Source organism: Hydrogenophaga sp. (genome assembly GCF_018780385.1).
Lineage (GTDB): Bacteria > Pseudomonadota > Gammaproteobacteria > Burkholderiales > Burkholderiaceae_C > Hydrogenophaga.
Genome location: NZ_JADMJO010000048.1, coordinates 103,977 through 126,452, shown reverse-complemented (window position 1 = coordinate 126,452; position 22,476 = coordinate 103,977). Strand labels below are relative to the sequence as shown.

General features: G+C 64.8%; 25 protein-coding genes. 14 read left to right on the top strand and 11 right to left on the bottom strand.

The features are described 5' to 3' along the window. The first annotated feature begins 5 nt into the window (after window positions 1-5). Both IV113_RS16370 and IV113_RS16365 read left to right on the top strand, forming a co-directional pair. The gene (locus tag IV113_RS16370) at window positions 6-353 is read left to right on the top strand and encodes a hypothetical protein (RefSeq protein WP_291087035.1); all 348 of its coding nucleotides are present in this window, start codon (window positions 6-8) and stop codon (window positions 351-353) included. Between the two features lie 106 nt (window positions 354-459). Further along, window positions 460-1,221 (top strand): TerC family protein, encoded by a 762-nt coding sequence (locus IV113_RS16365; RefSeq protein ID WP_291087033.1) that lies wholly within the window; start codon window positions 460-462, stop codon window positions 1,219-1,221. Window positions 1,222-1,248: 27 nt separating this feature from the next. Here IV113_RS16365 and IV113_RS16360 read toward each other — a convergent pair whose 3' ends face one another. Beyond that, window positions 1,249-2,133 (bottom strand): LysR family transcriptional regulator, encoded by an 885-nt coding sequence (locus tag IV113_RS16360; protein WP_291087169.1) that lies wholly within the window; start codon window positions 2,131-2,133, stop codon window positions 1,249-1,251. An 80-nt stretch (window positions 2,134-2,213) separates the two neighbouring features. Between IV113_RS16360 and IV113_RS16355 the strand changes: the two genes are divergently transcribed. The 3 genes from IV113_RS16355 to IV113_RS16345 all read left to right on the top strand — a co-directional run bounded on the left by IV113_RS16355 (window position 2,214) and on the right by IV113_RS16345 (window position 5,008). Beyond that, window positions 2,214-3,593, top strand: a complete 1,380-nt coding sequence (locus IV113_RS16355) for an acyclic terpene utilization AtuA family protein (RefSeq protein WP_291087031.1) — start codon at window positions 2,214-2,216, stop codon at window positions 3,591-3,593. Beyond that, complete coding sequence (locus tag IV113_RS16350; RefSeq protein WP_291087029.1) at window positions 3,590-3,955, top strand: hypothetical protein; 366 nt, start codon at window positions 3,590-3,592, stop codon at window positions 3,953-3,955. Before IV113_RS16355 ends, IV113_RS16350 begins: the two co-directional genes overlap by 4 nt. Window positions 3,956-4,018: 63 nt before the next feature. Beyond that, window positions 4,019-5,008, top strand: coding sequence for a tripartite tricarboxylate transporter substrate binding protein (locus IV113_RS16345; protein WP_291087026.1), 990 nt, complete (start codon window positions 4,019-4,021; stop codon window positions 5,006-5,008). A gap of 35 nt (window positions 5,009-5,043) precedes the next feature. On the opposite strand, the gene IV113_RS16340 is transcribed toward IV113_RS16345, so the two are convergent. Both IV113_RS16340 and IV113_RS16335 read right to left on the bottom strand, forming a co-directional pair. Then, complete coding sequence (locus IV113_RS16340) at window positions 5,044-6,363, bottom strand: histidine kinase dimerization/phospho-acceptor domain-containing protein (RefSeq protein WP_291087025.1); 1,320 nt, start codon at window positions 6,361-6,363, stop codon at window positions 5,044-5,046. Next, entirely contained in the window at window positions 6,360-7,034 is a 675-nt protein-coding gene (locus tag IV113_RS16335; RefSeq protein WP_291087023.1) for a response regulator transcription factor, read from the bottom strand. Before IV113_RS16335 ends, IV113_RS16340 begins: the two co-directional genes overlap by 4 nt. 133 nt (window positions 7,035-7,167) lie before the next feature. Between IV113_RS16335 and IV113_RS16330 the strand changes: the two genes are divergently transcribed. After that, window positions 7,168-7,929: a carbonic anhydrase family protein gene (locus IV113_RS16330; protein ID WP_291087021.1), complete on the top strand. Its 762-nt coding sequence runs from the start codon at window positions 7,168-7,170 to the stop codon at window positions 7,927-7,929. 37 nt (window positions 7,930-7,966) lie between these two features. Here IV113_RS16330 and IV113_RS16325 read toward each other — a convergent pair whose 3' ends face one another. The 5 genes from IV113_RS16325 to dctP all read right to left on the bottom strand — a co-directional run bounded on the left by IV113_RS16325 (window position 7,967) and on the right by dctP (window position 12,689). Next, complete coding sequence (locus IV113_RS16325) at window positions 7,967-8,317, bottom strand: hypothetical protein (RefSeq protein WP_291087019.1); 351 nt, start codon at window positions 8,315-8,317, stop codon at window positions 7,967-7,969. Window positions 8,318-8,424: 107 nt separating this feature from the next. Then, complete coding sequence (locus tag IV113_RS16320; protein ID WP_291087016.1) at window positions 8,425-9,702, bottom strand: hydroxymethylglutaryl-CoA reductase, degradative; 1,278 nt, start codon at window positions 9,700-9,702, stop codon at window positions 8,425-8,427. 29 nt (window positions 9,703-9,731) lie between these two features. Beyond that, window positions 9,732-11,048: a TRAP transporter large permease subunit gene (locus IV113_RS16315; RefSeq protein WP_291087014.1), complete on the bottom strand. Its 1,317-nt coding sequence runs from the start codon at window positions 11,046-11,048 to the stop codon at window positions 9,732-9,734. Further along, window positions 11,045-11,575, bottom strand: a complete 531-nt coding sequence (locus tag IV113_RS16310) for a TRAP transporter small permease subunit (RefSeq protein ID WP_291087012.1) — start codon at window positions 11,573-11,575, stop codon at window positions 11,045-11,047. The genes IV113_RS16315 and IV113_RS16310 overlap by 4 nt, the downstream gene beginning before the upstream one ends. Window positions 11,576-11,642: 67 nt before the next feature. Then, window positions 11,643-12,689, bottom strand: coding sequence for a TRAP transporter substrate-binding protein DctP (gene dctP / locus IV113_RS16305; RefSeq protein ID WP_291087010.1), 1,047 nt, complete (start codon window positions 12,687-12,689; stop codon window positions 11,643-11,645). A gap of 168 nt (window positions 12,690-12,857) precedes the next feature. On the opposite strand from dctP, the gene IV113_RS16300 reads away from it, so the two are divergent. After that, window positions 12,858-14,261 (top strand): PLP-dependent aminotransferase family protein, encoded by a 1,404-nt coding sequence (locus IV113_RS16300; RefSeq protein WP_291087008.1) that lies wholly within the window; start codon window positions 12,858-12,860, stop codon window positions 14,259-14,261. Between the two features lie 19 nt (window positions 14,262-14,280). Here IV113_RS16300 and IV113_RS16295 read toward each other — a convergent pair whose 3' ends face one another. Continuing rightward, window positions 14,281-15,660, bottom strand: coding sequence for an ATP-binding protein (locus IV113_RS16295; RefSeq protein ID WP_291087006.1), 1,380 nt, complete (start codon window positions 15,658-15,660; stop codon window positions 14,281-14,283). Continuing rightward, window positions 15,657-16,322: a response regulator transcription factor gene (locus IV113_RS16290; RefSeq protein ID WP_291087004.1), complete on the bottom strand. Its 666-nt coding sequence runs from the start codon at window positions 16,320-16,322 to the stop codon at window positions 15,657-15,659. Before IV113_RS16290 ends, IV113_RS16295 begins: the two co-directional genes overlap by 4 nt. A gap of 533 nt (window positions 16,323-16,855) precedes the next feature. Here IV113_RS16290 and IV113_RS16285 point away from each other — a divergent pair. The 7 genes from IV113_RS16285 to IV113_RS16255 are packed head-to-tail and all read left to right on the top strand — an operon-like array spanning window position 16,856 to window position 21,387. Further along, window positions 16,856-17,575: a MipA/OmpV family protein gene (locus tag IV113_RS16285; RefSeq protein ID WP_291087002.1), complete on the top strand. Its 720-nt coding sequence runs from the start codon at window positions 16,856-16,858 to the stop codon at window positions 17,573-17,575. 21 nt (window positions 17,576-17,596) lie between these two features. After that, a complete protein-coding gene (locus tag IV113_RS16280) occupies window positions 17,597-18,433 on the top strand; it encodes an ABC transporter ATP-binding protein (RefSeq protein WP_291087000.1) in 837 nt (278 codons plus the stop codon). Continuing rightward, window positions 18,430-19,212: a lipid asymmetry maintenance ABC transporter permease subunit MlaE gene (gene mlaE, locus IV113_RS16275; protein WP_291086998.1), complete on the top strand. Its 783-nt coding sequence runs from the start codon at window positions 18,430-18,432 to the stop codon at window positions 19,210-19,212. The genes IV113_RS16280 and mlaE overlap by 4 nt, the downstream gene beginning before the upstream one ends. A gap of 19 nt (window positions 19,213-19,231) precedes the next feature. Beyond that, window positions 19,232-19,711 carry an outer membrane lipid asymmetry maintenance protein MlaD gene (gene mlaD / locus IV113_RS16270; RefSeq protein WP_291086996.1) on the top strand — a complete coding sequence of 160 codons (480 nt, stop codon included), beginning with the start codon at window positions 19,232-19,234 and terminating at the stop codon, window positions 19,709-19,711. A gap of 28 nt (window positions 19,712-19,739) precedes the next feature. Further along, window positions 19,740-20,456 carry a VacJ family lipoprotein gene (locus IV113_RS16265; RefSeq protein WP_291086994.1) on the top strand — a complete coding sequence of 239 codons (717 nt, stop codon included), beginning with the start codon at window positions 19,740-19,742 and terminating at the stop codon, window positions 20,454-20,456. Between the two features lie 13 nt (window positions 20,457-20,469). Next, window positions 20,470-21,096, top strand: a complete 627-nt coding sequence (locus tag IV113_RS16260) for an ABC transporter substrate-binding protein (RefSeq protein ID WP_291086992.1) — start codon at window positions 20,470-20,472, stop codon at window positions 21,094-21,096. A 6-nt stretch (window positions 21,097-21,102) separates the two neighbouring features. Then, on the top strand, window positions 21,103-21,387 hold the full coding sequence (locus IV113_RS16255) for an STAS domain-containing protein (protein ID WP_291086990.1): 285 nt from the start codon (window positions 21,103-21,105) through the stop codon (window positions 21,385-21,387). Between the two features lie 13 nt (window positions 21,388-21,400). Here the strand turns inward: IV113_RS16255 and IV113_RS16250 are convergent, their stop codons facing one another. After that, a complete protein-coding gene (locus tag IV113_RS16250) occupies window positions 21,401-22,372 on the bottom strand; it encodes a hypothetical protein (protein WP_291086988.1) in 972 nt (323 codons plus the stop codon). Window positions 22,373-22,476 lie beyond the last annotated feature (104 nt).

Genomic DNA, 22,476 nt, shown 5'->3' with positions numbered 1-22,476 from the left:
GCATCATGCGTCGCTGGGTCATCGTCATTCTTGCATTGCAGTTCTTCTGCAGCATGAGCGCGCTTGCCTATGGACAAGGCAGGATCGGGGTCTCTTTCGCCGAGTCGGACATCAGCGTGATCAGCGTGATCAGCGTGACGGATGAGGAGTCCAAAGCTGTTCAGCACGAGCATCTGTCAGTGCTGAATGCTGAACACGATCTCCATGACGCCAAGCCCGACCTGCCCGAGTGCCTGGATCTGACGTGGAATCACCTCTTGCAAGCAGATTCCCGGGACATGCCACTCGCACTGGCATCACCCGACTGGACGCCCCCAACACTCGCCGGGCTGCAGCGCCCGCCTCAGACATAAGCACCGCTTCCTGAGCGTTGCCGCGTCCTGCTCGGACGAGGCAACAACCGACGGGCCCCACCGTCTCCCTTGTCCTTGCGGGCAACCCAACCTGGCACTCTCCATCATGGAACTCCTTTCGGATCCCAACATCTGGATCGCCTTCGCGATGCTCACAGCCCTCGAGATCGTTCTGGGCATCGACAACATCATTTTCATTTCCATCCTGGTGGGCCGCCTGCCGCCGCATTTGCGCGACAAGGCCCGTCGCGTGGGGTTGGGTTTCGCCATGGTCTCGCGGCTCATGCTGCTGTTCACACTGACATGGGTAATGGGTCTGACGGCAGACATCTTCAGCGTGCTGGGCCAGGGCATCAGCGGACGCGACCTGGTCTTGCTGTTCGGCGGCCTGTTTCTGCTCTACAAGGCTTCGCATGAAATCTTCGTGGAGGTGGAGGCTCGCGAGCAGCATGCACCGCCGGCCACCGATACCGTGGCCATGAAAGCTGCGGGCTCGAAGCTGTTCTGGGGAATCATCGGCCAGATCGCCATCATCGACATCGTGTTCTCACTCGACTCGGTGATCACCGCCGTGGGCATGGTTGACCAGATCAGCGTGATGGTTGCTGCGGTGGTGGTCTCCGTGGGTGTGATGCTGGTGGCCGCCAAGCCCATTGGCGAATTTGTGGATCGCCATCCCTCGGTCAAGGTGCTGGCGTTGGCCTTCCTGGTGATGGTGGGTATGGCGCTCACGGCCGAAGCATTCGACCAAGAGGTCCCCAAGGGCTACATCTACGCTGCGATGGCCTTTTCGCTGCTCGTCGAGAGCCTCAACATCCGATCGCGCGCCAAGCGGCAGGCGCTCGCCAGCGCATCAAGCAAAGACTGACGCTCAGCGCGATCAGCGATCTGCCTGTCATTCGGGTCGCCGCTGAACCATCAGGTCATGCACCGCCTGCGCGGCGACCGACAGACTGCGGTCTCTGCGCCGCACCAGGTAGATCTGCCGAGTCAAGCCGGGTATCGACAGAGGGCGGGTAACGATCCCGGGTTGATCAAAATGGAACAAGGTCAACGTGGGCACCACGCTGATGCCGAGTCCCGCACGAACAAAGCCCATCACGGTGGCCAGTTGTTCCACTTCGACGAGGGTCCTCATCACCTGCGGTCGCAGCGCGGCTTCCAGGTACTGGCGCACGCTGCTGGTGCGGGCCAGATGAACAAATGGCCAGGCCGCCAGATCCTTGATGGCGATGGACCTGCGCCGGGCCAGCGGGTGATCGCTGCGACACACGAGGTGGAAGCTGTCGGTGCAAAACGGCTGCGCCTGGAGTTCGGGCGTGTCCGCATGAGACGCTGCCAGCGCGAAGTCGGCCGTCTTGTTCGCCACGCGTTCAATGCACGGCGCCGAGAGCACATCCGCAATGTCGAATTCGATACCGGGGCAAGTGGCTTTGAACTCGGCCAGCACGCCCGGCAGCCACCCTGCGGCAAGCGATGGAAGCAGGGCAATCGAAACGCGTCCTCGCTGTAGCGTCGCGGCGTCGCGCACCCCGTCCAGTGCACGGTCGATCTCAGCGCGGATCCGAAGTGCCGATTCGAGGAAGTTGCTTCCTTCCAGCGTCAGATCCACGTGTCGGGTGCTTCTGTCGAACAACCGCAATCCCAGATCTTCCTCAAGAGTCCGGATGACGGCGCTGAAGGCAGACTGCGAGAGATGGCAATGCGCAGCTGCACGCGTGAAGTGTCGATGGGCGGCCAGTGCGATGAATGCATCCAGCTGTCGGCTTGAAATATTCATCTGCGTCTTCGATAGGTTGAGCTGAACATTCGATTTCACAGCACATGGTAAACCCCCTAGAGTGACCCCAGGAGACACGAATGGCAAAGAAAATCCCCAACCTGCTGATCGGATGCGCAGCAGGCTTTTCGGGCGACCGAACCGATGCGGCCCTGCCCGTGGTGCGCGAGTTGATTGCGCGTCAACAGCCCGCCGTGCTGATTTTCGAAACGCTGGCCGAGCGCACCCTGGCGCTGGCCCAACTGGCTCGCCGCGCCCATCCCGAGGCCGGGTACGAACCGCTGCTGGACGATCTTCTCCGCCCGGTGTTGGGCTTGTGCCTGGAGCACGGCATCCGCATCGTCAGCAACTTCGGCGCCGCCCATCCCATGGGGGCCGCCCGCCGCATCCGTGCGCTGGCCATGGAACTCGGCGTTCGACCACCGCGCATTGCCGTGGTGCACGGCGACGACGTGTCGGACGCTGAACACCTCGACCTGCTGAAGAACGCCCTGGGTGCAGCCATGCCCAGCGAGCCCATCGTGAGCGCCAACGCCTACATCGGTGCCGAGCCCATTGCCGATGCCCTGCGCGCAGGCGCAGACATCGTGGTCTGTGGCCGCGTGGCCGATCCCTCCCTGGTGCTTGGTCCGGCGCTCGCCCACTTCGGCTGGCGCATGGACGACTGGAATCGACTGGCCCGCGCCACCATGGCGGGGCACCTGCTCGAATGCGGCGCTCAGGTCTCGGGCGGCTATTTCGCGGACCCCGGCTACAAGGATGTGCCCGGCCTGGCGTCGCTGGGCTATCCGATCGCCGAGATCGAAGACAGCGGTGACTGCACCATCACAAAACCCGCAGGCACGGGCGGACGCATCGACGAGCGCACGGTCAAGGAGCAACTGCTCTACGAACTGCACGACCCGGCTGCCTACCTGACGCCGGACGTGGTGGCCGACATCACCACCGCGCGCGTGCGGCAGGACGGCCCTGACCGTGTGCGGCTTGAAGGCGTGAGTGGTCACGAGCGTCCGCCCTGCCTCAAGGTGAACGCCTGTTTTGAGGCCGGGTGGTTTGCCGAGGGTGAGATTTCCTATGCCGGCGCACGAGCCGAGGCGCGTGCGCGCCTGGCGGCTCAGGTGTTGCGCGAGCGACTGGCCGACACAGCGCCGTTGCGCATTGACCTGATTGGTGTGACGAGCGTGCTGGGCGACGACGCCAGCCACTGGTTGGATGGGCAAGCCACGGGCGAGGCGCGCGACGTTCGCCTGCGCGTGGCACTGCAGCACCGCGAGCGCCATCAGGCCGAGCGCCTGGTGCGCGAGGTGACCGCCCTGTATTGCTGCGGACCCGCAGGCGGCGGCGGGGTGCGAACGGCTGTTCGCCCGCGCCTGGGCATGGTGTCTTGCCTGGTGCCTCGGGAGGCTGTGGCGGTGGGGCACACCATGATCGACCTGCGCTCCATGGAGGTGTCGGAATGACCAACCACCCAAGCTTGACGGTGCCGCTGTACAGGGTGGCCCACAGCCGCACCGGGGACAAGGGAAACCGCTCCAACATCAGCGTGATCGCCTGGAGCCCCGAGCTGTGGGACGTGCTCGTCGACCAGGTGACCGAGGACGCCGTGGCGCGGCAGTTCACACCGAGGCGACCCCGCGCGGTCACGCGTTACCTGTTGCCCCACCTGCACGCCATGAACTTCGTGATCGAGGACGTGCTGGATGGCGGCGTGAACGATTCGCTCAACCTCGACAGCCACGGCAAGGCGCTGTCGTTTTTGCTGCTGGATCTGCCTGTCGAGGTGCCCCAACCGCTCCACGTTCACCTCGCAGGTCCACCCTGAAGGTGCCCCGCGCTTTCTCCTTTTCTTTTTCCCCGCTGACCATTCCAACCAGGAGACAACACCATGAACATCAACCTCAAGAAGCGCCGCCACCTGCTGGCCACCTCGGCCATCGCCTTCCTCGGATGGGCCCCCGCTCAGGCCATGGCCCAGGCGCAGCCTTTCCCGTCGCGCCCCATCACCTTCGTGGTGCCGTTTGCGGCCGGCAGCGCCACCGACCAGCTGGCTCGCGCACTGGGCCAGTCTCTGACCAACGACACGGGGCAGCCTGTCGTGGTCGAAAACAAGGCAGGCGCCAGCGGCATGATCGCCGCCGCCGCGGTGGCCAAGGCACCTGCAGACGGTTACACGGTGCTCATCACGACCAACACCACGCATGCGGCCAACGAACACCTGTACAAAAAACTGAGCTACGACCCGGTGAAGGATTTCGCGCCGGTCACCGCACTCGGCAAGGGCGGCCAGGTCATGGTGGTCAACCCCGCGTCGGGCTACAAGACCGTGGCCGACGTGATCGCCGAGGCCAAAAAATCACCGGGCAAGCTGAACTTCGGCAGCGGCAGCTCTTCCAGCCGCATTGCGGGTGAACTGTTTCAGCAGATGGCCGGTGTGCAGATCCTGCATGTGCCGTACAAGAGCAACCCCAACGCCATCACCGATCTCCTGGGCGGGCAGATCACCATGATGTTTGCCGACATGTCCACTGGCGTTCCGCAGATCAAGTCGGAGAAGCTGCGCGCCCTGGGCGTGACGGCTTCCAAACGTTCGCCCATGCTGCCCAATGTGCCCACCATTGCCGAGGCCGGTGTGCCCGGCTATGAAATGGGCTACTGGTTCGCGGCGTACACACCCACCGGCACACCTCCCGCGGCCATCCAGCGTCTCAACGAGTTGCTGGTCCGTGCCACCGCCAGCGCGCAGTCGAAAAGCTTTTTCGACAACAGCGGTTCGGAGGCCTTCACGAGCACCCCCGACGGGCTGGCGAAGTTCCAGGCGGCAGAAACGCGCAAGTGGGGCGACATCATCAAGGCTGCGGGCATCCAGGCCGAGTAAGCGAGGCTCAGGTGAATCAACCTGACTGACCGAGCTCAGCGAAACACGATGCCATAACCGCGACCATGGAGGGGCGAACCGGTGTGCGCCTCGAAGCTGGCGCCGTGGATTTCCGCGACCTTGGCCACCACGCGGTGTCCCAGCCCCAGGCCAAGCGCCGGCCCCTCTGCACGCTCGCTGACAGCGGCCTGCGCAGGCCATCGATCCCGCACGTGCACGCAGCGTTCCAACGACTTGACGCACACCTCCACATGGGTCCCCGGCGGCGTGTGGCTGAGGGAGTTTTCCACCAGGTTGCGCAGGGCGAGTTCGAGCAGGGTCCTGTGACCTGAAACCCGGAGCGGGGCATCTGCCGCCAACGACAACTCACGGCCGCCAGCATGGGCCTGCGGCGCATAGTCACCCACCACATGGCGTGCCAGTTCGGTCACATCGACCGGCTCGGCGGTCTCGTCCAATTCGGCCCGCCCCGCGCGCGCCAGGGCAAGCAACTGGGTCAGCACTTCGCCGGCCCGCAAGGCCTGTTGCTCGATGTGCGCGATAGCCGCGACGCGCGAGGCACCCTCGTGCAGGTCGCGCGCACCGCGTGCCTGCAGCGCCAGCGCGGTGAGTGGCGTGCGCAATTCGTGCGCGAACTCGCTCGCCAGGTCCCGCTCGCGGGTCAATGCGGCGTGATAGCGCTGCACCAGCCGGTTGACCGCGTCCACCACGGCGGCGAGCTCCTCATGACGCGGCAAGGGGAGCGCCTCGGCCTGGTGGATATCGAGGTCATGCACATTGCCCGACATCTCGTACAGCGGGCGCAGCCCCCGACGGATCGCCAGTCCCAGCGCAAGGGCCACGGCCGGCAGCAGCCACAGCCCCGGTTCGATGATCTGTTGCGCAATGTCGCGCGCCAGCGCATCGTGCTCGGGCACTGACAACAACACCATGACCTTGCGGCTGCGGTCGGCGTTCCACCGCGCGAAACCACGCCAATCGACCGCCGGCTGCCCCAGGGCCAACGTGCTGAAGCCTTCCTCCGCGACTGCGAAATCGGGCACGGGCGCATCGCCACTGCGCGCGACCACGCTGCCCTGGGCGTCCCATATCACCACGCTCAGCGAGCGTTGATAGTCGTGCGCCTGCAGCGGCAGCGTCCCCGCCGGCGCGGCAACCTGCTGGCCCGCCAACGGCTGGCCATGGGCCCAAGCCGCCAGCAAGGTGCTGGTGCTCGCCAGGTGCCCATCGGTCAGCTCGTCGGCCTCGCGCTGACCTGCCTGATAGGCGAAGGCGATGAAGCAGGCCCAGACCAGGAACAAGGCGCCCAGCGTCCAGGTGAGCAAATGCCCGGTCAAGCTGGCAGACGTCTTCACTGCGCATCCTCCGCCGGCACGTAGTAACCAACGCCCCGCACGGTGCGGATCAAGGTGTCACCCAGCTTGCGCCGCAAGTGGTGCACATGCACCTCGATCGCATTGCTTTCCAGCACTTGCTCGAAGCTGTAGAGGCGCTGCTCGATCTGTGCACGCGAGAGCACGCGCGGCCGGCATTCGAGCAACACCAGCAACACCGCGAACTCGCGGGCCGAGAGCTCGACCGCGCGCCCGGCACGCACCACCGTGCGCCCGGCAGGGTCGATCTCCAGTTCGCCACAACGCAGCGTGGACTGCGCACGGCCGGCGGCGCGCCGCTGCAGCGCGCGCATGCGCGCCGTGAGTTCGTCGGGATCGAACGGTTTGGTGACGTAGTCGTCGGCACCCAGATCCAGGCCGGCGATGCGTGAAGACACCTGGTCGCGCGCTGTCATGATCAACACGGGCGTGGCCGAGTCCGGCAAGCGCCCCTGAGGTGTCTGCCGCAAGCGCCGCAACAACTCCGTTCCGTCGCCGTCGGCCAGACCGAGATCCAGCAACACCATGTCGAAACGCTCGACCGTCAGGGCAGCCCAGGCTGGCGAAACGCCCACTGCGCCGTCCACCGCCCAGCCCTGGCCCTGCAAATGCGAGCGCAGCGCTCCCGCGATTGCCTCGTCGTCTTCCACCATCAGACACGCATCGCGTCATTCTCCCGCATCGCTCAAGGATGCCTTGCCGAGGTCGGCAGCCGTCTCTTAAGGTTGGCTTCAGATGGGCTGCGTCCAATGCCCAACGTCTGCAACTCATCCACAGCGTCCAACCATGAAACTTTCCCGCTCTCTTGCTTCCTGTTCCTTCGTGCTGTCCGCTTTGTGCGTGACCGGGTCCTTCGCCGCCCAGGGCGCCGCGCCCCACTGGGAGTACCGCGGGCAACACGGCACCACGCACTGGGCCGAGATCGACCCGGCTTACGAATCGTGTGCCCATGGCCGTGCGCAGTCGCCCATCGATATCCGCAACGCTCAGGCGGCGCAATTGCCCACGCTGGAGTTCGCATACGGCCGGGTGACGCCGTCCATCGTCAACAACGGCCACACCATCCAGGTCAACATTCCCCGGGGGCAGTTCCTTCGCATCGGCGACCACTCCTATGAACTCGTGCAGTTCCACTTCCACACGCCCAGCGAGGAACACGTGCAGGGCAAACCCAGCGCGATGGTCGCCCATTTCGTCCATCGTGATGCCGAGGGAAAACTGGCGGTGGTGGCAGCGCTGATCCAGCCTGGCAAGGCGGCTACCGGGTTTGAGACCGTGCTGTCGCACTTGCCGCAGCACGCCGGCGAAACGCTCACCGTCGACGGCCTCGAACTCGACCTGGCAGGCCTGTTGCCCGCCGAGCGGCGCTACTGGGAATTCGAGGGTTCACTCACCACGCCGCCGTGCTCCGAGGGCGTGCGCTGGATGGTGTTGACACAGCCTGTCAAGGTGTCGGCCGAAGCGATCCGCAGCATGCGCCGGCTCTATCCGGCCAATGCCCGACCGGTGCAGCCGCTCAATGGCCGCGTGGTACGGATCTCGCAATAGGGCGAAAGACGGATGTGCCCCTGCGGGGCGTCAGGATTCAGACCTTTCCACCGCGGACTCGATCGATGGCGTCATCGGCGAACTTTCTGGGGGTGACAACACCTGAAGGTGACAACTCGGCCGACGCAGAGAGTCTGCGCCAGATGTCATCGTAGGAGTCCAGCGTGATCAGCTTCTTGGCGCAGCGAACCACATGTTCACCCGTGTCATTTTCAATTGTTTCGTCATGAGGCTCGTGCAGCGTGACGACGCATTCCCCATGCGGATTGCTGACCATGTCCTCAACGGTGGCGATGTGTGACACATCGACAAGTATTCGGCGTGGGGAATCGGCAAACACGATGTCGCTTTCATTGATGGTGAGCTCGATGAAGGTTCGCTTTTCCATGGTAGTCAACCCAGGGTGTCCTCATAGATGGGTGTCGGCACGGCGCCCATCATGACCGACTTCGATCCCAAAGTCATCACTCCGCAATGTGACTTCAACGCAGGCGCTCAGGTGCCGCGCAGCAACGCGAGCTCGGTATCGGCAACGTCCATGCGCACCATGCCCTTGGCCACCAGCACTTGGGCCAGGCGGTCGATCTCCTCACCCACGGCACCCGCCATCATGGCGATGTTCTGCGCGTGCAGGGCCATGTGACCCTTCTGAATACCGGTGGTCGCCAGCGCCTTGAGCGCGGAGAAGTTCTGCGCCAGGCCCACGGCCGCGATGATGCGGGCCAGTTCCTCGGCGGTGCTCACGCCCAGGATCTTCAGGCCCAGCCGCGCGGTGGGGTGCACCTTGGTCGCTCCGCCCACGAGACCGACGGCCATGGGCAGTTCGATCGTGCCGGCCAGGTCGCCGGTGGCGGTGGCTTCCCAGGCGGTGAGGCTGGCGTAGCGTCCGCTGCGCGCGGCGTAGGCGTGGGCGCCGGCCTCCACGGCGCGCGTGTCGTTGCCGGTGGCCAGCACCACGGCGCTCACGCCGTTCATGATGCCCTTGTTGTGCGTGGCGGCGCGGTAGGGGTCGGCGTCGGCGAAGTGGTAGGCCGAGAGCATGGCATCGCGCACCTCGGCGCCGCCGATGGCGTCGAGCGGCCACACGCAACGCGCGCGCGCCAGGCGGCGGTCGGCCAGGTTGGAGAGGATGCGCAGGTTGGTCGTGCCCGAGGTCCACTGCGCGATGTGCGGCGCGAGCTTCTCCGCCATGGTGTTGACCGCGTTCGCGCCCATGGCGTCGCGTGTGTCCACGATGAGATGGGTGATCACCATGGTGCCGCCGCGCGTGTCGAGCACACGCACTTCCAGGTCGCGAAAGCCACCACCGAGCTTCACCAGCACGGGGTCGCAGGCATCGCACATGGCGCGGATGTCCTCCAGGCGCTCCAGGATGCGGATGCGCGCGTGCTGCGGATCGCTCACACCCGTGAGCTGGATCTGCGCAATCATCTGCGTGCCCGACATCGAGGTGACGAAGCCCCCCGCGTCGTAGCTCTGGCGCGCAGCATTGCACACCGCCGCCACCACGGAAGACTCTTCCGTGGCCATGGGCACCAGGCGGTCGCGGCCGTCGATGCGCAGGTTGGTCGCCACGCCCATGGGAATGTTCATCGTGCCGACAAAGTTCTCGATCATGTGGTCGGCGGTTTCGGCCGGCAGGTTGCCGGTTTGGGCCAGCAGGGCCTGATCGTCGGCGCTCAGGTTGGCGAACTGCGCCACGCGCTCGATGCGCTGGGCCACGGCCAGCTTGTGAAAGCCGACGATGCGGCTGGAGGGTGTAGGGGCGTCCATGGTGTGAACCTCGAAGGATGTGAACGGATTCAGCGCGAAGCCATGAGCTTCGGCAGCCAGGTGATGAGGTCGGGGAAGGCGGCGCAGATCAGCAGGCCAAGGAACTGCAGGAAGAAGAAGGGAATGATTCCCCGGTAGACCGCGCCCATGCCGATGTGCTTGGGCAAGGTTCCCTTGATGTAGAACAGCGTGTAGCCGAACGGCGGACTGATGTAGCCCATCTGGATGGTGATGGCATAAAGCACGCCGAACCAGATCTCGTCGAAGCCGAGCAAGCGCACGATCGGCAGGAACACCGGCACCGTGAGCAGGATGATGCCGAGCTCGTCGAGCACGGTGCCCAGGAAGATCAGCAGCAGCATCATGGCCGCCAGAATCCACCAGCGATTGACCTCCATGCCCTTGATGAATTCGAGCAGGGTGTCCGCGCCGCCCAGGCCGGTGAAGATCGCCACGTAGGCCTTGGCGCCCAGCGTGATCCACAGAATCATCGACGTGGCTTTGAGCGTATCCACGCCCGCCTGGCTCAGCATGGGCAGGTTCAGCCTGCGCTTGAACGCGGCCGGGATGATGGCCCCCGCCACGCCCACCGCCGCCGACTCGGTGGGCGTGGCGATGCCGAAGAAGATGGAGCCCAGGATGAGCGTGATCAGCATGCTCGGAAACACCAGCGCCTTGAGCGCCACCAGCTTGTCGCGCAGCGGTGCTTGCCGCGTGCTCGGGTCCAGCGGCACCCACTCGGGCTTGAGCCAGCCGACCACGACGATGTAGGCGATGTAGAGCACGGCGAGGATGAGGCCGGGCACGAGGCCGGCAATCAGCATCTGACCAATGGAGACCTGCGCCGTCACGGCATAGACGATGGTCAGCACCGAAGGCGGAATGAGAATGCCCAGCGTGCCCGATGCGCAGATGGTGCCCAGCGCAAGCTCGGGCTTGTAGCCGCGACGCAGCATCTCTGGCAGTGCCAGGATGCCCATGGCGGTGACGGCCGCGCCGACCACGCCTGTCATCGCCGCCATCACCACGCAGATGATCACCGTGCCGATCGCCAGGCCGCCGCGCAGGCGCCCGAACCACAACTCCATCGCCTTGTAGAGATCCTCAATCACGCCGGAGCGTTGAAGGATGCAGGCCATGAGGATGAACAACGGGATGGCCAGCAGCGCTTCCGACTTCATGGTGTCGTAGATCTGCAGCACCAGCACGATGACCGCACTGGGTTCCCACAAGGTGACGATGAACAGCAGCGAGAGGCCACCCAGCACGAAGGCGATCGGCAGACCGCTGAGCATGAACAGCGTGAGGCTGCCGAACATCAGCAGCAATATCGTATTGGGGCTCATGCTTGCGGCACCTCGTTCGTGACCGGTTCCGAATCGGTGCGGTAGATCACGCGGCACAGCTCAACGAGAGCCTGCAGCAGCATGAGCACCAGGGAGAGCGGCACCACCGCCTTGGCCGGCCAGATCGGTGGGTTCCAGGCCGAGAAGCTGGTCTCGCGGTACTGCCACGCGCTCCATGCCGAAGGCCAGCTGAAATAGATGAGGATGGCGCAGAACAGGATGATCACGGGGAAGTTGACCAGGTCCATGCGTCGTTGCCAGACCGCGTTCAGCCGCTGGCGCACGAGATCCAGCGAGACATGTCCCCGCAGGTGCAGCAGATAGGGGCCGCCGAGCAGGAAGTACGGGCCGAACAGCAGCACCGCGAGCTCCATGGCCCAGACGGTGGGGTCGTTGAACAGATAGCGCAGCACGACCTCGTACAACATCACGGGCACGACGATGGCCATGAGCCAGACCGTGAGATGGAAGATCGCGCGGTTCAGGCGCGTGACGGCCGAGGTGGCCGCCGACAACCAGGTGGGCATACCGAATTCCTTGAAGGGCGAACGGGAGCCCCACACGCCACCCGAAGGCAGCGCGGGGCGCGTGCGATCAGGCCAGCAGGCCGAGTTCCTTCATGAAGGCGATCTGGCTGTCGAGGATCTTGCTGGCCAGGGCATCGCCCTTGGTGGCAGCGCGCCAGGCTTCAATGGCCTTGGGCCGCGCGGCGGCCACGTCGGCCGCGCTGAAGCGGATGATCTCGCAGCCCTTGGCCTGGTACTTGGCGAGCACCGAAGCGTCGTTCACCAGAATGCGCTGGCGCAGCGCGCCCGACACCTCGCGTGCAGCCATCACCAACGCCGCCTTGAACTCGGCGGGCAGTCTGTCGTGCGCGGCGCGGTTGGCCACATAGGCGGTGGCGGTGGTGGGCTGGTGGAAACCCGGCACGATGATGAACTTGGCCACCTCGGCCAGGCCGGCCTCGAAGTTGGCGGTGAGGTCGCCACGGTCGGCCATGTCGATCACGCCCTTGTCGAGCGCGGAATACACCTCACCCGTGGGCAGCGGCGTCACGGCCACGCCGAAAGCGCCCATGACCGACGAGGCCAGGCCGACGAAGCGGCCCTTCTTGCCGGCCAGGTCGGCAATCTTGCGGATCGGGACCTTGGAGTGCAGCGGCTCCTGGCCATAGACGGTGGGGGCGATGTAATGAAGACCGGCGGGCGCGTAGGCCTGGCGTGCCATTTCCAGGCCGCCCTTTTCGTAGAACCAGGCTTCGTACTCATCGGCCTCGGCAAAGCCGAAGGGAATGGTGCAGGTGAAAGCGAAGGCCGGAATCTTGCCGGCTTCGTAACCGTCGAAGGTCTTCATCATCTCGAAGGCACCGCCGCGCACCGCGTCGAAAGCCTGCGCGGCCGGCACGATCTGGCCGGCTGCGAACAGGTTGATCTTGAAGCGTCCGCCCGTGAGCTCGGCCACGCGGGCGACGAACTGCTCTTCAAACTTCTGCGGCGTGGTGCCACCGTCCCACAGCGCCTGCATGCGCCAGGTCACGGTGGCCTGGGCGCTGGCCAGACGGGGAGCGGCCAGACCGGCCACGGCGGCCCCGGCCAGGGCAGATTTGAGCATCGCGCGGCGCGCAACGGTTTTCTGGGTCATGTCTTGTCTCCTATCGATTCTGGTTGTTGCACCCGCACGTCGGGCGGGCAGTGGACGTCACCGGCGAGGGCAACGACGGGCAAAGTGTATCGACGGGTATGGCAATCAAAGGGTACAGTTTGGTGACGGATAAAAGAACCGTACCCATCACTTCATGGAGACAGCGCCTTGCAAAACCGCCCGCCCTCCTCTGACGCCAACGCCTCGCCCGACACCAAGGTGGAAGCGCTGGTGAAGCGCATCGCACAGGCGATCGACCACGGCCTGCTGCCCGCGGGCACGCGGCTGCGCTCCGTGCGCGACTGCGCCGACAAGGAGGATGTGTCGCGCAACACCGTGGTGGAGGCCTACAACCGGCTGATCGCGCGTGGCTACGCCGAGTCGAGGCCCGGCTCGGGCTACTACGCGCGCAAAGCCCCCGGCGCGCGCGTTCAGGCGCCGGCTGCGCACCTGGTTGAAGCGGTGGACGTGGTCTCGCTGTTGCGCGAGCAACTCGAGCAGCACTACGAAGTGCGCGTGGGCGACGGCCGACCGCCCGCCACGTGGATGGAAGGCTCGGAGCTGGGCCGCCATCTGCGCGGCGTGCGTTCAAACACCTGGAACCAGCTGGAACACGGCTACGGCACGCCCTGGGGTTACCTGCCACTGCGCCAGACCATCGCGCGCCTCCTCCATGAGCGGTCGATCCAGGCCGACGCGCGCCAAGTGCTCCTGACGCAGGGCGCCAACCACGCGCTGGACCTGATCGTGCGGCAACTCCTGCGGCCGGGCGACGTGGTGCTGGTGGACTCGCCCGGCTACTACCCACTCTTTGGCAAGCTCAAGCTGGCCGAGGTGACCATGGTGGGCGTGCCGCGCCTGCCCGACGGGCCGGACCTTGAGGCCCTGCACGCGCTGGCGGCGGCTCACCGGCCCAAGGTGTTCTTCACGCAATCACTCGCGCACAACCCCACCGGCGGGTCACTCTCGCTGGCCAAGGCGCACCGGTTGCTGCAACTCGCCGCACAACACGACCTCCAGATCGTCGAGGACGACCCGTTTGCCGACCTCATGCCGGCCAGCGCGCCGCGCCTCTCGGCGCTGGACCAGCTCGACCGCGTGATCTATGTGAGCAGCTTTTCCAAGACGCTCTCGGCCGGCCTGCGCGTGGGCTTCATCGCCGGGCCCAGCGCCATCATCAACGACTTGTGCGACCTCAAGATGGTGACGCTGGTCTCCACCTCGGATTTTGTCGAACGCGTGGTCAGCCAGCTCATCGATGGCGGTCAGTACCGGCGGCACCTCACACGGCTGAAGGCGCGTCTCCATGTCGCGCAACGCCTTTCGTTGCCGGCCATGGAACGTGCCGGCCTGCGGCTGTTGTCGCCTTACACAGGGGGCTACTACGTGTGGGCCGAGTTGCCGGGCGGCGAAACGGAAATCGACCTGGTGCGTCGCGCCGCCGCCGAAGGCATCTTCGTCTCGCCAGGCTCTGTCTTTTTTCCGGACCGCCATTCCGCGCGCCCGTGCATGCGTGTGAACGTCGCCTACGCCAGCGATGAGCGCTTCCTGCGCCTGTTTCAACCCGCTTGAAAAACCCCACGCAGGGGGATCAGGCCGGCGTGTCTGCAGCGGGCATGTCCACCGCAGGAAACTGCACACGGACGCTGAAGCCTTCGCCATCAATCCCCGTGCCCGTGACGATCGTTGCCATGTGCAACCGGGCGATCCCTGCCACCAACGACAGACCGATCCCACTGCCGCGCCCACCATTGCCCGGCACTCGATGAAACCGGCGAAAGATCGCCTCGCGTTCGCTGGCGGGCACGCCAGGTCCGTCGTCGGCCACCTCCACGTAGCCTGCCGGGCCGGCGTCGGTATCGACACAACCGCAGCGGATGTGAACCCTCCCGTCCGTCTGGGTATAGCGCAGTGCGTTGTCCACCAGGTTGCGCAACAGAATGCCGATTTCGTCGATGTTGCATGCGATGTGGGAGGGGGCGATGTCCAGTGCCAGCGTGCGATGGTTCGTCTCGGCAAACACCTCAAACTCTCGCGCCACATGAAGTGCCAGTTCGCTCAAGTCGGCCATTTCGCGCTGTGGCGCATGCCCACCGGCATTCAGGCGTGCGAGATCGAGCAATTGCTCGGACAGACGCGTGTTGCGTTCGGCAACCGCAATGAGTTTGACCAGTGCCGCGTCTTTCTCGGGAGCCGTGCGCGCATGCAAGGCGACGTGTGCCTGGGCCTGCAGCGCGGCCAGGGGCGTGCGCAACTCGTGGGCTGCGTCGCCTATGAACCGGCGCTCGCTTTCGACCGCTTCATCCAGTTGCAGCAGCACATGATTGAAAGACTCCACCAGCGGTTGAAGTTCGGTGGGAAGAGTCGTCGTCGACAGCGGTGTGAGATCGAACTTGGCTCGACGTCGCAGTGTGTCCTCCAAGGCCACGACCGGCCGCAGCGACCACTTCACAGCGAGAAAAGTCAACAAGCCCACAAAACACACCAGCGTCGTCATGACACCCAGCGCGACAAGCGCCTTGCGTCGCAGTTCGGCGTCAAGTTCGCTGTGCAACCTGCCCACCTGCACGAACTTTCGGTGGGCACTGTCGGATATCGAGTACACGCGCCAGCGATCTTCGCCCACCATCAGGCTGGCAAAACCGTCGACAAAATCGGGCTTCAATGCCGAGATGGGCGCGCCCGGTGTTTCGGCGATGAGCCGTGTTCGGTCACCCCACACCTGGAAGGCCAGCTTCGGATCGTCAGACAGGGACGAAGCCTTGGGCTGAAGCCCGGGCTCCGAGAAGCCGATGTCCTTGTTGGCCGGCATGGCCTGCAGGATGCGCGTGGCAAAGTTCTTGAGCCCGTTGTCGGCGATGCTGGTTTCGCTGTGCTGGAGGAAAAGCCACAGCGCACCCAATGCAACCGACCAACTCAACAGGATGGTGCCGGCCAGCACCCTCAGAACATAGCCTTGCAGCGAATTCACGGCAGGGCCTCACCGATCATGTAGCCATGTCCGTGCAGGGTGGTGATCAGGTCTTCACCCAGTTTGCGCCGCAGCTGGTAGATGAAAACCGCGATCGTGTTGCTCTCAATGGTGCTGCTGCTTCCGTACACCACATCTTCCAGGTGAGCGCGCGTGACCACATGGCCAGGGCGTTCCAACAGAGCCAGCAGCGTTCGGTACTCGTGAGCGCTCAGGGACACGCGTTTGCCAGCGCGCGTCACCAGGCGCTTGCCGCGGTCGAGCTGGATGTCGCGGTAGGTGAACACCGGGACAACGCGCCCCTGGCTGCGGCGGATGACTGCGCGGACCCGCGCCCACAGCTCATCAACCTGAAAGGGCTTGACGAGGTAGTCATCCGCGCCAGCGTCCAGACCCTGAATGCGTTCGCTCAGCTGGCCTCGTGCGGTCAGCATCAAAACAGGCGTCACGTCGTAGCGGCCACGCATGGCCTTGAGCACCGACAAACCGGACTCTCCAGGCAAACCAATGTCCAGCAGCACGACGGTGTACGCATGATCGATCAGTGCGAGGCGCGCGCCGGCTGCATCACCGACATGGTCGATTTGCCAGGCGTTCTGGCGTGCGCCTTCGCACACCGCATCAGCGAGCATGGCGTCGTCTTCCACGAGCAACAGATGCATGATCAAAAAGTCCCACGGGCAACACGCCCCACTCGTTTGATTGTGAATCTTGGCGATGAACAGCTTATGAAGGCACGCAGCGAACGCGGCGCCCGCCCGCAGGGCAAAGCGCCTGCGACTCGCGGATCCTTCATGAATCCTTCATCCCCCTAACAGGTTCTTAAAGCCGACGGGTCACGATGGCATCACACAGGACCTCTGCAGTGTGCACAGGTCAGATGCAGAAGGCCATGGGAAAAACGATCACGGGGTGCACGGCACGTTCAGCGAAGTTGGCTGGCGCTGTTGTGCTGTGCGGTTCGACAACACGCCACCGCTTGCTGGCCGGCCCGCTGACCCCCGATAACCGCAGCCACCCCATTCATGACGGCGATCGGCCGTCTGATCCGCCAGCGAAAACCGCTGATTCCCCTGAGTCTTTTTCCTAACTGGAGCAATTGCCCATGACACCTACCGCCCTTCCATCACACCCACGCTCGGAGGTCCGACTTGCAACAAGCCTGCCTGCGGGCCTGTTGACCTTGGCTGCCGCGATGACGTCCCCCGGCGCCCTCGCGCAGGAGCCCCCGTTCAAGCGCGGCGAATCTCAATGGGGCATCGGGCTGGGTGTGGATGTTCAGCGGGAGGCCTACCGCGACATGGGCAACGACACCCAGGGCATCCCGCTGATCTACTTCGAGAACTACTGGGTGCGCGTGATGGGCCCCGGCGTTGAACTGAAGTTGCCTCCCGCCGGGCCGGTCTCCTTCCGGCTCAAGGCGCGTTACGCCATGGAGGGTTTTGAGGCGTCCGACTCACCGTATCTCGCGGGCATGGCCGAACGCGAGGACGGGGTGTGGATCGGCGGTCAGGCCACCTGGCACACGCCCTTCGTCAATCTGTCGGCCGAACTCATGGGCGATGCATCGAGCAACAGCGAAGGCCGCCAGTTCAAGCTGCAGGCAGACCGCCGCTTTGTATCAGGCAAGTTCAGCTTCACGCCCCGCCTGGCGGCCGTTCACCTGGACCAGGAGTACGTGGGGTACTACTACGGCGTGAACGCGTCCGAGGCGATCCCGGGCCGGCCCCAATACGAAGGCGACTCGACCATCAACATGGAGGTGGGGCTGCGCATCGACTACACCCTGTCGCCCAAGCAGAACGTCTTTCTCGATCTGCGAAGCACGCGCCTGGGCGATGGCATCAAGGACAGTCCGCTGATCGACCGCTCCAGCCAGACCGGCTTGCGCGTGGGCTATCTCTACCGCTTCTGAACATTCATCGGATCTTGTTGAATGCCCACCGACAACACACCTCCCCTGGTCGAACTGCGCAACCTCACCTTCGGGTACGGCGAGCGCGCTATCCTCGACAACATCACGCTGACCGTGCCTCGCGGCAAGGTCACGGCACTCATGGGCGCGTCTGGTGGCGGCAAGACCACGGTGCTGCGCCTGATTGGCGGGCAACTGCGCGCACAGAAAGGCCAGACCCTGTTCGACGGCCAGGACGTGACCGTCATGCGATCTGAGGCCTTGTACGCCGCACGCCGGCGCATGGGCATGCTGTTCCAGTTTGGCGCGCTGTTCACCGACATGAGTGTGTTCGACAACGTCGCCTTTCCGCTGCGCGAACACACCGATCTGCCGCCACCGCTGGTGCGCGACATCGTGCTGATGAAGCTCAACGCGGTGGGCCTGCGCGGTGCGCGCGACCTCATGCCCAGCGAACTCTCGGGCGGCATGGCCCGGCGCGTGGCGCTGGCCCGCGCCATCGCGCTTGATCCGGAACTCGTGATGTACGACGAGCCCTTCGCCGGGCTGGACCCGATCTCGCTGGGCACCACGGCGCGGCTGATCCGCCAGCTCAACGACGCCATGGGTCTCACCAGCATCGTGGTCTCGCACGATCTGGACGAGACACTGCACATTGCTCATCACGTGGTTGTGCTGGCCAACGGGAGAATTGCCGCCCAGGGCACGCCCTACGAGGTTCGCCACAGCGAAGACCCGCTGGTCAAACAGTTCGTCAATGCCTTGCCCGATGGCCCCGTGCGCTTCCATCACCCTGGCCCCAGTCTCGAAGATGACTTCGGCGACGGGCACAACCCCCTCGGGATTGAGCTGGTATGACGTTGATGTGGATCTCTCGCCTGGGCTTCGCGGTGCGCAGCCAGATCACCGACATCGGTACCGGCACGCGCCTGATGGCGCGCCTGCTGTGGCTGCTGGGCGCGTCCCTGCGCCGCCCGGTGCTGCTGCGCGACCAGATCCACTTCCTGGGCAACCACTCGCTGGCCATCATCGGTGTCTCGGGCCTGTTCGTGGGCTTCGTGCTCGGCCTGCAGGGCTACTACACGCTGCGCATCTACGGCGCCACCGAAGCGCTGGGCCTGCTGGTCACGCTCTCGCTGGTGCGTGAACTCGGCCCCGTGATCACGGCGCTCCTGTTTGCCGGTCGCGCCGGCACCTCGCTCACGGCCGAGATCGGCCTCATGAAAGCCGGTGAACAACTCAGCGCCATGGAAATGATGGCGGTGGACCCGGTGCGCCGCGTGCTGGCCCCGCGTTTCTGGGCCGGCGTGATCGCCATGCCCCTGCTCGCCGGCATCTTCAGCGCGGTGGGCGTGATCGGTGGCTGGGTGGTGGGCGTGCTCATGCTCGGCCTGGACGGGGGCGCCTTCTGGAGCCAGACGCAGGCCGGTGTGGACGTCTGGGCCGATGTGGGCAACGGCGTCGTCAAGAGCGTGGTGTTCGGTTTCGCCGTGACCTTCATCGCCTTGCTCCAGGGCTACAGCGCACACCCCACGCCCGAAGGCGTTTCACGCGCCACCACCCGCACCGTGGTGATGGCCTCGCTCACCGTGCTGGCGCTGGACTTCATTCTCACCGCCACGATGTTCAGCATCTGAGCGTTACCCGGAGATCAACATGCAAACTTCCAAAAACGACATCTGGGTCGGCCTGTTCGTGCTGATCGGCGCAGCGGCCATCCTGTTCCTGGCCCTGCAGTCGGCCAACCTGCTCAGCCTGAACTTCGAGAAGACCTACCAGGTGGTGGGGCGCTTTGACAACGCCGGTGGCGTCAAGCCCAAGGCCGCCGTGCGCAGCGCGGGCGTGGTGGTGGGTCGGGTGGAGTCCATCACCTTCGATGACAAGACCTTCCAGGCCAACATCACGCTGGCACTCGAATCGCGCTACGCCTTTCCCAAGGACAGCTCGCTCAAGATCCTCACCAGCGGTCTGCTGGGCGAGCAGTACATCGGCATCGAGCCCGGCGGTGACGCCGAGAACATCGCCGCGGGCGCCGTGATCACGCAGACCCAATCGGCGGTGATCCTGGAGAACCTGATCAGCCAGTTTCTGTTCAACAGCGCAGCGGACAGTGGCGATGCAGCGCCCAAACCATAACGCGGTACCCACCGTTTCAGGAACCTTCATGAAATTGAAACCCCTCTTTGCCTCAGACCAGCGCTTCGGGCGCGTGTGTCTTGCCAGCTTGCTGCTGGTCTGCACGGTGGGTTGCGCCACCGGCCCCGATGCCAATCCGCGCGATCCGCTGGAGCCGTTCAACCGCGGGGTCTACCGCTTCAACGACGCCGTCGACACGGCGGTGCTCAAGCCAGTGGCCACCGTTTACAAAGACGTCACACCCAGCCCGGTGCAAACCGGCGTGAGCAACTTCTTTGGCAACCTGGGCGACCTGTGGTCGTCGGCCAATGCGGCGTTTCAGCTGCGCCCACGCGAAGCGACCGAAAACCTGATGCGTTTCAGCGTCAACTCGGTGTTCGGTCTGGCGGGCTTGCTCGACATTGCCACCGAAGCCGGCATCCCGCGCACCCGCCTGGACTTCGGCCAGACCCTGGGCCGCTGGGGTGCACCAGCGGGCGCCTACCTGGTACTGCCGATTTTCGGCCCCTCGTCGGTGCGGGATGGCACCGGCTTGGTGGTCGACATGAGCGTGGACCTGGTCTCGGGCATGAACGATGTGTCGGCGCGCAACGCGCTCACCGCGCTGCGTGTCGTCGACACCCGTGCAGGCCTCCTGCGCGCCACCACGCTGCTGGAAGAGGCCGCGCTCGACAAATACAGCTTCACCCGAGACCTGTACCTCAACCGCCGCCAAGGGCAAATCGACGACATGGTCAACCAATGAAAGGAATCCAACGATGAAAAGAGGCCACTCCTGGCTCGCCGCCCTGCTGATCACCACCGCAGGCGCTTTCTCCATTCCCGCCCTGGCGCAGGACGAGTCACCCGATGCGCTGCTCAAACGCCTGTCCACCGAGGTGATGGCCACCATCAAGGCCGACCCGGCAATCCAGGCGGGCGAGGTGAACCGCATCGTGGCGCTGGTGGACTCGCAGATCATGCCCAACGTGAACTTCACGCGCATGACCGCTTCCGTGGTCGGCCGCCACTGGCGCCAGGCCACACCCGAGCAGCAGAAGCAGTTGCAGGACGAGTTCAAGACACTGCTGGTGCGCACCTATGCCGGCGCGCTCGGCGAGGTGAAGGACCAGACCGTGACCTTCAAGCCGATGCGCTCCAAGCCCGAAGACACCGAGGTGGTGGTGCGCTCCGAAGTGCGCGGCAAGGGCGACCCGATCCAGCTTGACTACCGCATGGAAAAGACGGCTGGCGGCTGGAAAATCTACGACATCAACGTGCTCGGCGTCTGGCTGGTGGAAACCTACCGCACCCAGTTCGCGCAAGAGATCAACGCCAAGGGCATCGACGGCCTGATCGCGTCGCTGGTCCAGCGCAACAAGTCAAACATGGCAAAGACCCGCTGAGCATTCATGAGCCAATACACCCTCACGCTCACACTGCCTGAGCGCCTGACCCTTGCCGAGACCACGCTGATATTGGCGCGGTTGGACCGGGAAACGGCGCTCCACCCACGCGCAGGGGTCGTGCTCAACGCCGCGTCGTTGAATGTGTTCGACTCATCGGCATTGGCGCTGTTGCTGGCAGTGCGCCGCGGGCAGATCACCCGCGGCAAGGTGTTGCGTGTGAGCGGCTGGCCCAGTCGCCTGAACCAACTGGCCACGCTCTACGGCGTGCGCGATCTGCTGGCGATCTGAGGGCGGGCGCCCGTCACCCCGCGCCCACGACCGAAAAGCGCGCCAGGATGGTCGCGTGACGCTCGGCCCACGTGGCTATTTCACGCGCGTCACCGTCGAGCACAGCACTCACGAAAGCCACAGCAAGAGCGCCTGTGGCTTGTTTTGCTTTCGGGTTGAGAGCACCGCCACTGTTGCCGCGATCGGTGAACATGCTGTGTGAGCCACCTGCGTACACCGCGAGCCACTTGCGCTCGCTGCCGATGGCGTCGAACACGGCCACCCGGTCGTCGGCGCCACTGTAGTAGCCCGGAATGCGAATGATGTCGTCGGTGGATGTGACGTGCAGGCTGGGCACCGTCACCGTCTGCAGGATCTTGCGCGGCTCGGCTTCACCATAAAAAGGCGGTGCCGAGATGGCGATGGCGGCGCGCACCCTGTCGTCGCGAAGTTCGATCACGCGGCCATCGCGTTCGACGCTCGCGCCGCTGACGAGCAGCGTGGTGTTGGCGCCATAGCTGTGTCCTGCAGCCACGATACGGTTGGCATCGATGCGTGGTGCCAGATCACCCATCAGGAGCGTGTCGAGCGCAAAGCGGATGTCCTGCGCGCGGGCGATGGCTTCCCCTTCCTGGGCGGCGTTCTGCAGGCGGCCGACGATGTTGAAGATGTTGCCGCCCCAGAGCTGTCGGTCGCTGCCCACATGCTGCAGATGCAGGCTGGCAATGCCGTGGCGCGCGAAGCATTGGCCCAGCCATGTGTAGCCCAGGCGCGAGCCACCGATGCCGTGCGAGAACACCACCAGTGGCACCGACTGCCGCGCTTGCGGCATGTACAGCCGCACCGGCACCAGGCGTTGGCGCCGGGTGTCTTCCCAGTCGATGTCGAGCGTTCTGAAGGACGGGATGTCGTCGGAGAACGTGTCTCCGAACGCTCGCATGGGCAGGCTGCCCGCCAGTGCCAGCGCAGTACCCATGCGCAGCCAGTGTCTGCGTTGCAGGTTCATGCTGCGTCCTTGCGGGTTGCGTTGTTCATCCGTTCAAGGGCAATGTCTGGCACAGCGTGGCCTCCTTCTCTGCAACAACTCGGACGGGATGTCGTTCGTTGGCA